Here is a 14,450-nt window from a genome sequence, read left to right as displayed (position 1 = left end):
CCAGTTAATGAGTCCCCAAACGGGGAAAAACCAGGAGAGAAACGTGGACAGCGAGTACACCATTTTCGTCGTCGACGATATGGAAGCCGGTCGGCGCATGATCGAGATGACCTTCAAGCCACTCTACAATGTCGAGTCTTTCGCTTCTGGCCAGGCCTGCCTTGATCGGATTGCCGAAAAAGTACCCGACCTCCTGCTGCTCGATGTCGATATGCCCGTAATGAATGGCTACACATTGTGCCAACTAATCAAGTGTCAACCGGCCCTCAGTAGCCTGCCCGTCATTTTCATTTCCGTGCTCGACGATCTGGCATCCTGTATCGCCGGGTATGAAGCCGGCGGTGATGATTACATTGTCAAGCCCTACCAGGTCGCAGAACTGCGTAAAAAAGTCGTTGCCGCCCGTCGCAAGAGTAACGATAGCGCGCAGCTCAAGATCAAGACGGTTGAAGCGAAATTGCTGTCCTCGCTGGCCCTGTCGAACATGGATCAGCAGGCGGTACTGATTACCTTCCTGCGCCAGCTCAACGACTGCGAAACACCATCTGCCCTGCTCCAAGCCCTGTTTTCGCTGATGCGATCCTCCGGCCTTCAAACGGCCATCCAGATCCGCCTGCCGGATCTTGAAATCACCTCCAATGAAGCCGGTGAAAGCCTCCCGCTCGAAGTGGCGGTAATCAACAATATGCGCAGCATGGAGCGCATCGTCGAGTTCAAATCGCGGGCGGCCTACAATTTCGAGCACATCACGATCCTGATCAACAACGTACCGATTCACGACCCCGATTTGTGCGGCATTCTCCGCGACAACGTGGCGATCGCCGCTGAATGCGCCAACGCCAAGTTGCAGGCCTTGCAGACAAAATCAGAAAATACGATGGCCAAGGGGGTTGCTGCCGACCTGTTGAGTTCCTTGCAAACAGCCGTGCAGAATTTCGAGAATAAGTATGCGACGGCTCGCTATCATGCTACCTCGACGACGCTCATCGTACTTGGTGAGCTATCGAGAGCCTTTACTACGCTCGGCATGTCCGATAAACAAGAAAAATGCGTCGATACAATCGTTCAAAACATGGCCAACGATTTGGCCGAAATCTACAATTTCAGCGGCGAAACGCAGGAAACGCTCAGCGGCATAGCCCGGCGACTGACCAGCATTTTGAACACCGAGAAAGCAACGGCAACTGCAGGTCGAGACATTGAGCCCGAGCCGGCAGGCCGGGGCTGCTGTTGAGTTTTTTTAGGTATTTGTTGATGGGAATACCTGGATCGATTGAAACTTTTACGATCAGGGGCACTGATGTCCGGGATAGCAAATAAAGGAAATGTCTTGCTGGTGGACGATAGCGAGATGACGCGCAGCTTGCTTCGCCTCATTCTGGTTTGCGATGGCTATCGAGTGATCGGCGAATCCAACAACGGGGATGCAGGGCTTGAAATGTCCTTGCGCCTGAAGCCTGATATCGTTTGCCTCGACGTGCAGATGCCCAAATCGGACGGGCTGACGGTACTTCGCAAGATACGGACGGCGGTGCCAACAATGACGGTGATCATGATCACCAGCAGCGCCGAGCGCGAGACGGTGCAGGCCGCCATTAGCGGCGGAGCCGCAGGCTATATCGTCAAGCCATTCAATTCCGGCCGGGTGCTGGCCGTCATTGAAGGTGCGATGAAGAGGCTCGGCAGCAATCGCTAGGCGCTGCTCTCGGCGCTTTGCATCAACCGGGGTTTGAATCATGAATCAGCCGGGGCTGCCGTTGATGAAAGGCCGCGACAATGCCATGCCATATCGGGCTATTGCGTCCTGCCACAGTTTGCTGCTGTCTCGTCCATTGATGAATTCATCAATTCGTCAATTCGTCAATTCGTCAATTCGTCAATTCGTCAATTCATCAATTCATCAATTCCCCGGCAGTCATTGTGAGAGTCGAGATTCGCTGTGTTACAGGCGTTCAGTCGAAAATCCGATTTCACATTCTGAGCGACGGCCTTCCCTGTTCCAGTTCTTTCGGTGAGCGGCACCTACCTGAGCGTTTCCGCCGTTCAGCCGAGGAAAGCCGATAGTGACGGCCCAGCGGCTGCTTTCGGGTGATTACGCAGAACGAACGTCCGCAATGGAGAAACGGTGGCTATGACCGCTAAAGGCCGATTGTCGCCGGTAAAAATAGTCAGCCGCCTGAAGTAACCTGGATATTGCACCGCACAACAGAAAGTCAATCACGGAATCCGGAAACCTTATAAACCAAGGCTCGATTTGATTTAACCTGAAAACCGCAGTTGACAGCAACTAATCGACCGCAAAGCCAGGTTTGACGCGTGTTTAGCCCTCACCCCAACCCTCTCCCGCGGGGAGAGGGAGTTTACACCCTTCTCCCCGCGGGAGAAGGGCTGGGGATGAGGGCCTGCGACATTGGCATCTCATCCAACTGAGGTTTTAAGGTTTAATACGCTGCAATCCAAGTGCTCCGGCAATCTACAGACACAGCAGCCTGCAAGCCAATGAATACGCCACTCTTCATGCATACAATCTGCAGGTGGTTTATTCATGCGGCTTTCCGACAATGCTATCAACCCTACCGCGGACCACAACATCCTTCGCTGCCGGCCCAAAACCTGGCCCGGCAGCCAGCCATGATTAACCTGCTGACCAAGCCTTTCCGCAGGCTTTCCTGCCATCGGCTCAGGCCCGATTCGGTGCTAGAATCACCCCCTTTTGAATACGCCCCTGCAGGGACTCATGCCGATGAAAAGCGCCGAAATCCGCGAACAATTCCTCAAGTTTTTCGCCTCCAAAGGCCACCAGATCGTGGCCTCCAGTTCACTCGTGCCGCACGAGGACCCAACCTTGCTGTTCACCAACGCCGGGATGAACCAGTTCAAGGATGTCTTCCTGGGCTTCGACAAGCGGCCCTACAACCGCGCCACGACTTCGCAGAAGTGCGTTCGCGCCGGCGGCAAGCACAACGATCTGGAGAACGTCGGCTACACCGCACGCCATCACACCTTCTTCGAGATGCTCGGCAACTTCTCGTTCGGCGACTACTTCAAGCTCGATGCGATCAAGTACGCCTGGGAACTGCTGACCGAGGTCTACAAGCTGCCGGCCGAGCGCATGTGGGTCACGGTTTATGCCGAGGATGACGAGGCTTACGCCATCTGGAACCAGGTCATCGGCATCCCGGCCGAGCGTCTGGTGCGCATCGGCGACAACAAGGGCGCGCGCTACGCCTCCGACAACTTCTGGATGATGGGCGATACCGGCCCCTGCGGCCCGTGCACCGAGATTTTCTACGACCACGGCGAGCACATTCCGGGTGGTCCGCCGGGTTCGCCCGACGAAGACGGCGACCGCTACATCGAGATCTGGAACAACGTTTTCATGCAGTTCAACCGCGACGAAAACGGCGTCATGCATCCGCTGCCCAAGCCTTCGGTCGATACCGGCATGGGGCTGGAGCGCGTAGCCGCCGTATTGCAGCATGTGCACAGCAACTACGAGATCGACCTCTTTGCCCGGCTGATTGCCGCGGCGGCGCGTGAAACGTCGAGCGAAGACATGAACAGCCCGTCGCTCAAGGTGCTCGCCGACCACATCCGCGCCTGCTCCTTTCTGCTGGCCGACGGCGTCATTCCCGGCAACGAGGGGCGTGGCTATGTTTTGCGCCGCATCATCCGGCGCGCCATCCGCCACGGCTACAAGCTCGGCGCGCGTGCCGCCTTCTTCAACCGCATGGTGCCCGACCTGGTGGCCGAAATGGGCAGCGCCTATCCCGAACTGGTGGCCGGCGAGAAGCGCATCAGCGACGTTTTGCGCCAGGAAGAGGATCGTTTCTTCACGACCATCGAACACGGCATGGAAATCCTCGAAAGCGAACTCGCCGCGATGGGCGGCAAGGGTGTTTTCAATGGCGAGACAGCCTTCAAGCTGCACGACACCTTCGGCTTCCCGCTTGATCTGACCGCCGACATCTGCCGCGAACGCGGCGTGAGCGTCGACAGCGCCGGCTTTGAGCTGGCAATGAACCGGCAGAAGGAGCAGGCGCGTGCCGCCGGCAAGTTCAAGATGGCGACGGCGCTTGAATACAGCGGCCCGGCGACGACCTTCCACGGTTACGAAACGCTCGAATTCAAGGGCCAGGTGCTGGCGCTTTGCAAGCAGGGCAGCCCGGTCAATGAGTTGAATGAAGGCGATCTCGGCGTCGTGGTGCTCGACGAAACGCCGTTCTACGCCGAATCCGGCGGCCAGGTCGGTGATCGCGGGGTGATCCAGTCGGCGCAGGGCATTTTCGCCGTCGAGGATACGCAGAAGATTCAGGCCTCCGTCTTCGGCCATCAGGGCGTGCTCAAGACAGGTAGCCTGAAGGTCGGCGATGCCGTCAGCGCCAAGGTCGATCTGCTGGCGCGCAGCCGCATCATGCGTAACCACTCGGCGACTCACCTGATGCACAAGGCGCTACGCGAAGTGCTCGGCGAGCATGTGCAGCAGAAGGGCTCGCAGGTCGATCCGGACAAGACCCGTTTCGACTTCGTGCATAACCAGCCGATGACCGACGAGGAAATCCGTCGCGTCGAGAACCTCGTCAATGCCGAGACGCTGGCCAATGTCGATTGCCAGTGTCGCGTGCTGCCGATTGCCGAAGCGCAGCAGCTCGGCGCCATGATGCTGTTCGGCGAGAAATACGGCGACGAGGTGCGCGTCATCGACATCGGATCTTCACGCGAACTGTGCGGCGGAACGCACGTGCGCCGCACCGGTGACATCGGCGTCTTCAGCATCGTGGCCGAAGGCGGCGTGGCGGCCGGCGTGCGCCGTGTCGAAGCGGTGACCGGCGACAACGCGCTGGCCTACATGCAGAACATGGAAAGCGCACTCGGCGGCGTCGCCGGTACGCTCAAGGTGCTGCCCGGCGAGGTGCAGGCGCGGGTTAACTCGATGCTCGATCAGGTGCGCCATCTCGAACGCGAACTGGCGGCCCTCAAGAGCAAGCTGGCGGCGGCGCAAGGCGACGATCTGGTGAGCGAAGCGGTCGAGGTGAAAGGCGCCAGGGTGCTGGCGATTACGCTGGACGGTGCCGACATCAACGCCTTGCGTGAAACGATGGACAAGCTGCGCGACAAGCTGAAGAGCGCTATCGTGGTACTGGCGTCGACGGCAGAAGGCAAGGTGACGCTGATCGCTGGCGTCACCTCCGATCTGACCGGCAAGGTCAAGGCCGGCGAGCTGGTCAACATGGTCGCCCAGCAGGTCGGCGGCAAGGGCGGCGGCCGGCCGGACATGGCGCAGGCCGGCGGTACCGAGCCGGGTAAATTACCGGCGGCGCTGGCTTCCGTGCACGCGTGGGTGGAGTCGCGGTTATAGAATCCAACGACAGGGGTAGAGAAGGACGCTCGCCCTCCCCTCCCTCCGAACCGTGCGTGCGGTTCTCCCGCACACGGCTCTCACCGTGCTGTTTGCGCGCCTTCACGGGCGCACTCATTCCGGCGAAGGCCGGAATCTAGATTCGTCCATCTGATCAAGATGTTAAAAGACCGGCTTGATAAACGAACTAGTTCCGGGTCAAGCCCGGAATGACGGTAAATCAATGGGTTAGCGGTAAAAAAAATTTACCCTGCTCCCCGCCCCTCATCCTCGAGGGATAAGAGAAATCCGGGATACGCTCGCATGATGTAGAAATTCAAGGAGTTTGAAACATGTCGCAATTTGCTGGAAATCTGAAGAAGCTACCGGGCATATCTCACCTGGCAGCGATCAACCTGCTTGATGCAGAAGGAAACATTCTCGTTGCCATTGAGAACAAGCCGGGGAGTCAGGGGTCGCTGGCGGTCTATAACCATCTGGCGCAGACTTACGGCGCAATAACTCCGGACGCCGCGAGAAAAGGCCTTGAACTCTTCGCCGAGCACACTGAAGATGCCCGCGCGCATCCGGGAAAACATCCCAATATCGACCGGCTGCTTGGTTTGATCGAGGAAAAAAAGACGCTGCGCATCAAACATGTGTTCGCTGTTTGAACCTTTAAACTTCTTGTGGTTTAATGCGGCTCAAGCCAGTCTGCATTTTAATAGCATACCGCTGTCGAAGCCATGCTGCTCTGCCTTGGGCAAGGCTTTACGAAGTTTTATCAACCACAATGGAAAAATAACCATGCAGAAAATCATTGCAGTTCTTGTCCTCGCCGGCGTTGCCAGCGCATCTTTTGCCCAGCAGACACTGAAGCCGGAAGAAATGATCAAATTCCGCAAGGCCGGCTACAGCTTCATGTCCTGGAACATGGGCAAGATCAAGGCCAACCTTGACGGCACCTTCAACAAGGATCAGGTCATTGCTGCCGCCAACCTGGTTGCGGCAACAGCCAATTCGGGTATGGGTGCGCTCTATGCTCCAGGCACCGACAAGGACGTGGCTGGCGAGAAAACCCGCCTCAAATCCGAGTTTTTCCAGCAGCCGGACAAGGTCAAGGAACTGGCAATGAACTTCAGCAAGGAAGCCAACGAACTGGCTAAAGTCGCCGCGACCGGTGATGTAGCCGCGATCAAGGCGCAGTTCGGCAAGACCGGCGGCGCCTGCAAGGCCTGTCACGAGGAGTTTCGTAAGGACTGAACTTGCGTTCTTGGCATGCAAAAGGCCGCCTTCGGCGGCCTTTTTCGTTTGGCGCTTACCAAGCGGGAGGGGCAGCAACAGGTGTTGGTGGTGCAGGTATCCAGGCACCGGAGCCGCCATAAACCACAGCCAGGGCAATCAGCAGCGCGACGATGAAGGCCAGTGCGCCGCCGCCTTTGGCCGATTCACCCTGCACACCATCACCGAGTTTGACGTCCTTCCAGCCGGTAATCATCGGCTTGACCAGATTGTCTTTCTTGACATGGGCGTAGAACGTGATTGCGCCGAGGTGCAGGACGATCAGCGCGATCAATGCATTGACCGAGAACTTGTGGATGCCGGTCAGTTTGTCGCTCAGTTCCTTGCTGATCAGGTCGAATAGCGGGCCACGGAAAGCGATGTCGTCATTGCCGAAGAGGCCGGTTCCAAGTTGCAGGCCGATCAATGCCAGCAGACCGAAAACGGAAAATGCACCAAGCGGGTTATGGCCGACACCGTGCCATTGTCCGCGCAGGTAAGCAAGGACGGAGGCGGGAGTCGGAAAAAAACTCGCAAAACGGGCATGGCTGGAGCCGATAACCCCCCAGACGATGCGGAAGGCGAGCAGGCCGAGAATGACCAGGCCGATCCTTCCGTGCCAGTCGATGGCGCCACCGCCAATATTGCCGGAAATGATCGCGGCGGCGATGAAAATGACCAGCAACCAGTGAAAGAGACGCGTCGGCAGATCCCACAGCTTGATGCGTTTAACGTCCATTCGCTTCTCCTCGTAATAAGAAAACAAAGCGCCACGGGCGCCAATCAGGCGCCCGCGAAGGAAAACTCTACATTTCGGAAAGCGGTCAGCAGGCATGGGGCACCTGTACCCTCACCCCCGGCCCCTCTCCCTCTAGGAGAGGGGAGATTCGTGAGTCGCTCGCGCGACGTTCAGTTTAAACGACTGCGCCGTCGTCATTGGCGCCTTCAATCTGCTTTTTCGGTTTGATGAAGTTTTCGCGCGAGACGCCCAGCCACATGACCAGCGGGCTCGCGACAAGTACCGACGAGTAGATGCCGAAGCAGATGCCGATGGTCAGCGCCAGGGCAAAGTAGTACAGGGTCGCGCCGCCGAAAAGCAGCATCGACAGCACCATGAGCTGCGTACAGCCATGCGTGATGATGGTGCGCGAGATGGTGCTGGTGATGGCGTGGTCGAGGACTTGCGGCGTCGTCAGGCCACGCACTTTCTTGAAGGTTTCGCGCACACGGTCGAAGACGACGACCGATTCGTTCACCGAATAGCCGAGTACGGCCAGAATCGCAGCCAGAACCGAGAGCGAAAACTCCCATTGGAAAAAGGCGAAAAAGCCGAGAATGATGACAATATCGTGCAGGTTGGCAATGATTGCCGAGACCGAGAAGCGCCATTCGAAGCGCATGGCCAGATAGAGCACGATGCCGACGATGACCAGCAGCAGCGCTAGCGAGCCATTCTCGGCGAGTTCCTTGCCGACCTGCGGACCGACGAATTCGACACGGCGCAGTGTGGCGCCCGGTGCTTCGGCATTCAGCGCAGCGATCACCGCTTCACCGATCTTGGCCGAACTCTGATCGGTCTTGAGCGGCAAGCGGATGAGTACGTCCTGACTGGAACCAAAGTTCTGCACGGCAATATCGGTATAACCAGCCCGACCGAGTCCTTCGCGAATCTGCTCCAGCTTGGCGGCCTGTGCGTAGTTGACCTCGATCAGCGTGCCGCCGGTGAACTCGACGGAAAGATGCAAGCCACGGCTGAAGAGAAAGAACACCGCCAGCAGGAAGGTGATCAGCGAAATGACGTTGAACACCAGCGCATGGCGCATGAACGGAATATCTTTTTTGATGCGGAAAAATTCCATCTTCTTACGTCCTTATTTGGCTTTGACCGCGTTGGTACTGGTGTCCGGCTTCCATATCTGACCGATGGCCAGCGATTCGACCTTGCGGCGACGCCCGTAAATCAGGTTGATCAGCGCCCGCGAGACGACCACGGCGGAAAAGAGGGAGGTCAGAATGCCCAGACAGTGCACCACGGCAAAGCCGCGTATCGGGCCGGAACCAAAGATGAGCAGCGCGATGCCGGCGATCAGCGTTGTGATGTTCGAGTCGATGATGGTGCCGAAGGCGCGTTCGTAACCAGTATGGATGGCGGCCTGCGGCGTAGATCCGTTGCGCAGTTCCTCGCGGATGCGTTCGTTGATCAGCACGTTGGCGTCGATGGCCATACCCAGTGCCAGCGCGATGGCGGCGATACCAGGGAGGGTCAGCGTAGCCTGCAGCAGGGAAAGCAGGGCGACCAGGAAAAGCAGGTTGGCGGCCAGACAAACGACCGAGACCAGGCCGAACAGCCTGTAGTAGGCGATCATGAACACGGCGATGGCGGCAAAGCCCCACATCGTTGAATGGAAACCCTTCTGAATGTTTTCCGCACCAAGGCTGGGGCCGATGGTGCGCTCTTCTATGATCTCCATCGGGGCGGCGAGCGAACCGGAACGTAGCAGCAGCGCCGTATCGGTGGCCTCCATGGAACTCATGCTGCCGGAAATCTGTACGCGTCCGCCACCGATTTCGGTGCGGATGACCGGGGCCGTAACCACCTCGCCCTTGCCTTTTTCGATGAGCAGGATGGCCATCCTCTTGCCGACGTTTTCGCGCGTGATTTCCTTGAAAATACGCGATCCGGCGGAGTCCAGGCTAAGGTGCACTGCCGCTTCCTGGGTCTGATTGTCGAAGCCGGGCTGGGCATCCGTCAGGCGGTCGCCGGTCAATACCACTTGCTTCTTGACCAGCAGTGGCCTGCCGCCGCGCTCGACGTAAAGCTCGACGCCAAATGGGACCTGGCCGGCGATGGCTGCTTCCAGCGCACCGGGCGTATCGTCGACCATGCGGATTTCCAGCGTCGCGGTGCGACCGAGAATGTCCTTGGCCTTGGCCGTGTCCTGCACGCCCGGCAACTGGACCACGATGCGGTCGGCGCCCTGTTGTGCGATGACCGGCTCGGCAACGCCGAGTTCGTTGATCCGGTTGTGCAGCGTGCCCATGTTCTGCTTGACGGCAAATTCCCTCAAGCGCGTGATGGCGACCGGTTTCAGAGTGGCGATCAGCTTGAGATCGCTGCCAGTACCCTGATCGGCAAGCAGCAGATCCGGTTGGTTGTCTTCCAGCGTGGTACGCGCCTTGCTGCGCGTTTCTTCATCGCGGAAACTGATGACGATGCGTTCACTTTCCCGGTTGATGCCGCCGTGACGAACATTCTTGTCGCGCAACAGGCTGCGCAGATCGGCGCTGATTGAATCGAGCCGCTTGGTCAGCGCGCCCTTCATATCGACTTGCAACAGGAAATGAACACCGCCGCGCAGGTCGAGACCGAGATACATCGGCAAGGCATGCAGGTTGGTCAGCCATTGCGGCGAACTGGAGAGCAGGTTGAGGGCGACGACGTACTGCGGGTCGCTGGCGTCGGGATTGAACTGCTTCTCCAACAGATCCCTGGCCTTGAGCTGGGAGTCGGTGTCTATCAGACGAACCTTGACGCCATTGCTGTCGAGGAAGGTGCCGTTGCTTTCGACACTCGCCAGCTTGAGCGTACTCTCGACACGTTCCAGCGTCTTGAGATCAACCTTGAGCGTTGCTTTGGCGCTCGACACCTGGACGGCAGGTGACTCGCCAAAGAAGTTCGGCAGGGTGTAGATAAAGCCGATCACCAGCGCCAAGGCGACGATGACATATTTCCAGAGCGGATAGCGGTTCATGGAGGCACTTAGGAGTGAAAAGTTGAGCGTTGAGAGATAAGCGAGAGAAGTGGGCGTCTGGTTTTACTCATCACTCCTCACTCCTGCCTCCTCACAGGTTTTTAAGCGTGCCTTTGGGCAGAACCAGCGTGATTGCAGGCTTCTGCATCTGGATCTCGACGTTATCGGTAATTGCGATGCTCACGAAGTCATCGCCGACCTTGGTGATGCGGCCAGCCAGACCGCCCTGGGTGACGACTTCATCGCCCTTCATCAGCGCATCCATCAGCGCCTTGTGTTCCTTGGCCTTTTTCATCTGCGGCCGGACCATCAGGAAATAGAGCACGGCGAACATCAGAACGATGGGCAAAAACTGCATGACACTATCCATCGGGCCGGCGGGGGCGGCGGTAGTAGCGGCTTGGGCGTAAGCGTTACTGATCAGCACATTATTCTCCTGGGGAAAATGAAAAAATCGAAAAGTGTAAGAAAATTAGCGGGCTATTGTATCACTCTGGCTTGTGCGTTACGCCCGGTATGGAAGCTGGCGACAGTATCGGCAAGTTTGCCGGCGGCAATGGCCTCGCGCAGTTCAAGCATCAGCGCCTGGTAGTAGTGCAGGTTATGCATGGTATTGAGTTGCGCGCCGAGGATCTCGCCCACGCGGTGCAGATGGTGCAGGTAGGCGCGCGAGAAGTTGCGGCAGGTGTAGCACTCACAGCTTTCATCGAGTGGCCGCGCATCGCTCTTGTGCTGGGCGTTCTTGATCTTGATGTCGCCGAAACGCGTAAATAAGTGGCCGTTGCGTGCGTTGCGCGTCGGCATCACGCAGTCGAACATGTCGATGCCGGCCTGTACGGCATTTACCAGATCTTCCGGCGTGCCGACGCCCATCAGGTAACGCGGTTTGTTTTGCGGCAGACGGGGCGCGGTGTGGGCAAGGATGCGCGACATTTCCTCCTTGGGTTCGCCGACCGAGAGGCCGCCGATGGCAAAACCGTCGAAGTCGATGTCGGCAAGGGCGGCCAGCGACTCGTCACGCAATTCTTCGTACATGCCGCCCTGGACAATGCCGAACAGGGCGTTGGTATTTTCGAGACGGTTATGTTCGTCGCGCGAACGTTGAGCCCAGCGCAGCGAGAGGCGCATTGACTTGGCGGCTTCGTCGAAACTGGCGGGATAGGGTGTGCATTCGTCGAAGATCATCACGATGTCGGAGTTCAGAACATGCTGAATCCGCATCGATTCCTCGGGCGTCAGGAACAGTTTGTCGCCGTTGATCGGCGAGGAGAACTTGACGCCTTCTTCCGTGATTTTGCGCAGGGCGCCGAGCGAAAAGACCTGAAAACCGCCCGAGTCGGTAAGAATCGGGCCATTCCAGCCCATGAAGCGGTGCAGACCGCCGTGTGCGGCAATGGCCTCCAGACCAGGGCGCAGCCACAGGTGGAAGGTGTTGCCGAGACAGATTTGCGCGCCAATCTCGGTCAGGTCGCGCGGCGTCATGGCCTTGACCGTCCCATAAGTGCCGACCGGCATGAAGACAGGTGTTTCGACGATGCCATGGGCGAGCGTCAGGCGACCGCGCCGGGCTGCACCATCGGAGGCGAGGAGTTCAAATTGCATGGTTCGCCTTATCGTTCATTGTTTCGTGCATTCTTTCGAGAAGCATGGCATCACCGTAGCTGAAAAAGCGATAGCGTTCGGCTACAGCGTGAAGATAGGCCCGGCGAATCATGGCCGGGTCGGCAAAAGCCGAGACCAGCATGAGCAGCGTCGACTTCGGCAGATGGAAGTTGGTGATCAATCGGTCGACGATACGGAAGCGGTAGCCTGGCGTGATGAAAATGTCGGTTTCTGCCGCGCCAGCGCGCAGTTCTCCGCTCTGTGCTGCTGCTTCGAGGGCGCGCAGGCTGGTGGTGCCAACGGCGATGACGCGACCACCACGCGCGTGGGTGCGCGCGATGGCCTCAACGGTTGCTTGCGGAATATCGAAACGCTCTGAATGCATGCGATGTTCGGCAAGATTATTTACCCGTACCGGTTGAAAGGTGCCAGCGCCTACGTGCAGCGTCAGCCAGGCCAGTTCGGCACCGCACTTACTGAGTTGCGCCAGCATGGACTCGTCGAAATGCAAGCCGGCCGTCGGGGCTGCAACGGCGCCTGGATGGCGGGCGAAGACCGTCTGGTAGCGTGTTTCGTCGTTCGGCTCAACGGCGTGGGTGATGTAAGGCGGCAGTGGCAAATGGCCGTGCTGCTCGATCAAGTTGTAAAGATCACCGTCGCCAACCAGTTCGAGAGCGAAAAACTCCGACTGTTCTCCAGTACGGCCCGTAACCGTAAGGGCAAAGGCGTTTTCGAGAATGATCCGGCTACCCGGTTTGGGCGATTTGCTAGCACGGATTTGGGCGACGGTATGCCGGCAATCGACAATGCGCTCGATCATCACCTCGATCTGGCCACCACTTCCCTTCTGCCCGAGGAGCCGTGCCCTGATCACTCGCGTATCGTTGAAAACCAGCAGATCACCGGATTCGATGAGTTGCGGCAAGCTGGAAAATTGACGGTCGTTAAACGTTCCGCGCGAAAGATGCAGCAGCCGACTGGCCGTTCGTTCGGTGGCAGGATGCTGGGCAATCAGTTCAGGTGGCAGATGGTAATCAAAATCGTCGAGAGTGAGCATGTAAAATATTGTCTGCAGAGCGGCTTGTCGGTAAGGGGCGAATCGAGGATAATTCGGCCTCCTTAAGTTTGTCTCACACGAATTTGGGCCAGAATAGTGAAATCAGTAGACGCAGCGGATTAAAAAAATTTATAGTATCACAAATTACTTTAAAATCAATAAGTTACACATAAAATACTTAACACAAGATATCACTATTGCTATAGAAGAAAATATTTGTTTCTGGTTGGCATCTTTACCGTAATTTGATTTTAGTGTTGCCCCGATGGCGGAATCGGTAGACGCACGGGATTCAAAATCCCGCGCCGCAAGGCGTCCCAGTTCGACTCTGGGTCGGGGCACCAATCAAATTACTTGCGCTTTTAATTTGGCAAATTAATCAAGCAAAGCATTCTAGCTCTCTCGTCGCAAAATATCCCGGCGGCGACAGTGAGCCTTTCATATCGACAAGCAGACACCTCACTTCAACACGGGCAAATATTTCGTCCAGTTGTTGGCAAGTCATTACAAGCCACCCACCTCTGCAAAGTGAAGTTATGGTACGACCCATCGCATGCTATTGCCTTTTGCCCGGGCCAAATAGCTCTGCCCGTTGGTATTTTCGCGTGATAGAATGTTCCTTCTGCAAAAACTTTTCAGAGGGTGCCGGGTCTATTCGGCGCCTGAAAATGGGGGCGACCTGGCTTCGACGTGGGTTGCAAAGCAGCGCAGGGCATACCGAGGACCAGTCACCTCGTAAATCCATCTGGAAACTACTAAACGCCAACGACGAGCGTTTTGCTCTAGCCGCTTAGGCGGTTGGACCGCTGTACTGACCGGTCTCTGGGTCAGGTGAGGCAACTCACTGCAGCGTCATTTACAGAGGCTCGCCCTTGCCAGGGTTACTTTGGCAAGGGCTAAATCCAAGGTAACTCGCCTGAAGCAAGCCTGTTCGGCCGGCGTGCAACGGTTAAAACCCAAATGACCGGACTAAGTATGTAGAACTGTCTGTAGAGGACTTGCGGACGGGGGTTCGATCCCCCCCGCCTCCACCAATTAGTTGTCTAGCGAGATTTAAGGCCGTCCAAGTGACGGCCTTTTTCTTTTGCATTCAATGAATTAACATCTAACAGTTTCTAATAACTTCTAAGAAGTGCCAATAACAAATCGGGTACAAACTCAGGGTACGCGCTAAAATCAGCGCCTTGAACCTACATTTCGCAGGGTACACGCATGGAAAGGCTGACTGATAGAGAAATAAAATCGTTTCTAAACAAGGAATGGGGTGAAACAAAGACTCGAAAACTTGTAGACGGCGAAGGGCTCTACTTGGTCATCAGAAAACCCAACAGCCCACCGACTTGGCGCATGGATTACAAAGTTGCGAACAAATCCAAGACATACACTATTGGAACGTACCCAGACAAAAGCCTTGCTGATG

General features: G+C 57.1%; 12 protein-coding genes, 1 tRNA gene and 1 other RNA gene. 8 read left to right on the top strand and 6 right to left on the bottom strand.

The features are described 5' to 3' along the window. Positions 1-7 precede the first annotated feature (7 nt). The 5 genes from ACOYNV_RS15985 (at position 8) to ACOYNV_RS15965 (ending at position 6,601) form a co-directional block, all read left to right on the top strand. Positions 8-1,234 carry a response regulator gene (locus tag ACOYNV_RS15985; RefSeq protein WP_422900785.1) on the top strand — a complete coding sequence of 409 codons (1,227 nt, stop codon included), beginning with the start codon at positions 8-10 and terminating at the stop codon, positions 1,232-1,234. A gap of 66 nt (positions 1,235-1,300) precedes the next feature. After that, positions 1,301-1,696, top strand: coding sequence for a response regulator (locus ACOYNV_RS15980; protein WP_422900784.1), 396 nt, complete (start codon positions 1,301-1,303; stop codon positions 1,694-1,696). Positions 1,697-2,743: 1,047 nt separating this feature from the next. Continuing rightward, the gene (gene alaS / locus ACOYNV_RS15975) at positions 2,744-5,359 is read left to right on the top strand and encodes an alanine--tRNA ligase (RefSeq protein ID WP_422900793.1); all 2,616 of its coding nucleotides are present in this window, start codon (positions 2,744-2,746) and stop codon (positions 5,357-5,359) included. A 332-nt stretch (positions 5,360-5,691) separates the two neighbouring features. Continuing rightward, positions 5,692-6,012 (top strand): DUF2322 family protein, encoded by a 321-nt coding sequence (locus ACOYNV_RS15970; protein WP_422900783.1) that lies wholly within the window; start codon positions 5,692-5,694, stop codon positions 6,010-6,012. 133 nt (positions 6,013-6,145) lie between these two features. Then, positions 6,146-6,601, top strand: a complete 456-nt coding sequence (locus tag ACOYNV_RS15965; RefSeq protein WP_422900782.1) for a c-type cytochrome — start codon at positions 6,146-6,148, stop codon at positions 6,599-6,601. A 55-nt stretch (positions 6,602-6,656) separates the two neighbouring features. Here ACOYNV_RS15965 and ACOYNV_RS15960 read toward each other — a convergent pair whose 3' ends face one another. The 6 genes from ACOYNV_RS15960 to queA form a co-directional block, all read right to left on the bottom strand. Beyond that, positions 6,657-7,358: a cytochrome b/b6 domain-containing protein gene (locus ACOYNV_RS15960; RefSeq protein ID WP_422900781.1), complete on the bottom strand. Its 702-nt coding sequence runs from the start codon at positions 7,356-7,358 to the stop codon at positions 6,657-6,659. 175 nt (positions 7,359-7,533) lie between these two features. Then, entirely contained in the window at positions 7,534-8,478 is a 945-nt protein-coding gene (gene secF / locus ACOYNV_RS15955; RefSeq protein ID WP_422900780.1) for a protein translocase subunit SecF, read from the bottom strand. A gap of 12 nt (positions 8,479-8,490) precedes the next feature. Continuing rightward, positions 8,491-10,371 (bottom strand): protein translocase subunit SecD, encoded by a 1,881-nt coding sequence (secD, locus tag ACOYNV_RS15950; RefSeq protein WP_422900779.1) that lies wholly within the window; start codon positions 10,369-10,371, stop codon positions 8,491-8,493. 91 nt (positions 10,372-10,462) lie between these two features. After that, positions 10,463-10,741: a preprotein translocase subunit YajC gene (gene yajC, locus ACOYNV_RS15945; RefSeq protein ID WP_422900792.1), complete on the bottom strand. Its 279-nt coding sequence runs from the start codon at positions 10,739-10,741 to the stop codon at positions 10,463-10,465. Between the two features lie 110 nt (positions 10,742-10,851). Then, entirely contained in the window at positions 10,852-11,973 is a 1,122-nt protein-coding gene (gene tgt, locus ACOYNV_RS15940) for a tRNA guanosine(34) transglycosylase Tgt (protein WP_422900778.1), read from the bottom strand. After that, positions 11,963-13,030, bottom strand: coding sequence for a tRNA preQ1(34) S-adenosylmethionine ribosyltransferase-isomerase QueA (gene queA, locus ACOYNV_RS15935; RefSeq protein WP_422900777.1), 1,068 nt, complete (start codon positions 13,028-13,030; stop codon positions 11,963-11,965). The genes tgt and queA overlap by 11 nt, the downstream gene beginning before the upstream one ends. 259 nt (positions 13,031-13,289) lie before the next feature. On the opposite strand from queA, the gene ACOYNV_RS15930 reads away from it, so the two are divergent. The 3 genes from ACOYNV_RS15930 to ACOYNV_RS15920 all read left to right on the top strand — a co-directional run. After that, positions 13,290-13,374, top strand: a tRNA-Leu gene (locus ACOYNV_RS15930). A 326-nt stretch (positions 13,375-13,700) separates the two neighbouring features. Then, positions 13,701-14,064: a transfer-messenger RNA gene (gene ssrA, locus ACOYNV_RS15925) on the top strand. 178 nt (positions 14,065-14,242) lie between these two features. Further along, positions 14,243-14,450, top strand: a 208-nt coding sequence (locus ACOYNV_RS15920; RefSeq protein ID WP_422900776.1) for an Arm DNA-binding domain-containing protein, incomplete at its 3' end; no start/stop codon positions are given.

The organism is Propionivibrio sp., assembly GCF_049316945.1.
In the GTDB taxonomy this organism is placed as follows: domain Bacteria; phylum Pseudomonadota; class Gammaproteobacteria; order Burkholderiales; family Rhodocyclaceae; genus Propionivibrio.
This window is presented reverse-complemented; position numbering and strand designations above follow the sequence as displayed.

What these genes read in the sequence shown, in the direction of transcription:
- ACOYNV_RS15985 (WP_422900785.1), top strand. Translation starts at nt 8, where the DNA reads ATGAGTCCCCAAACGGGGAAAAACCAGGAGAGAAACGTGGACAGCGAG.
- ACOYNV_RS15980 (WP_422900784.1), top strand. Translation starts at nt 1,301, where the DNA reads ATGTCCGGGATAGCAAATAAAGGAAATGTCTTGCTGGTGGACGATAGC.
- alaS (WP_422900793.1), top strand. Translation starts at nt 2,744, where the DNA reads ATGAAAAGCGCCGAAATCCGCGAACAATTCCTCAAGTTTTTCGCCTCC.
- ACOYNV_RS15970 (WP_422900783.1), top strand. Translation starts at nt 5,692, where the DNA reads ATGTCGCAATTTGCTGGAAATCTGAAGAAGCTACCGGGCATATCTCAC.
- ACOYNV_RS15965 (WP_422900782.1), top strand. Translation starts at nt 6,146, where the DNA reads ATGCAGAAAATCATTGCAGTTCTTGTCCTCGCCGGCGTTGCCAGCGCA.
- ACOYNV_RS15960 (WP_422900781.1), bottom strand. Translation starts at nt 7,358, where the DNA reads ATGGACGTTAAACGCATCAAGCTGTGGGATCTGCCGACGCGTCTCTTT.
- secF (WP_422900780.1), bottom strand. Translation starts at nt 8,478, where the DNA reads ATGGAATTTTTCCGCATCAAAAAAGATATTCCGTTCATGCGCCATGCG.
- secD (WP_422900779.1), bottom strand. Translation starts at nt 10,371, where the DNA reads ATGAACCGCTATCCGCTCTGGAAATATGTCATCGTCGCCTTGGCGCTG.
- yajC (WP_422900792.1), bottom strand. Translation starts at nt 10,741, where the DNA reads ATGGATAGTGTCATGCAGTTTTTGCCCATCGTTCTGATGTTCGCCGTG.
- tgt (WP_422900778.1), bottom strand. Translation starts at nt 11,973, where the DNA reads ATGCAATTTGAACTCCTCGCCTCCGATGGTGCAGCCCGGCGCGGTCGC.
- queA (WP_422900777.1), bottom strand. Translation starts at nt 13,030, where the DNA reads ATGCTCACTCTCGACGATTTTGATTACCATCTGCCACCTGAACTGATT.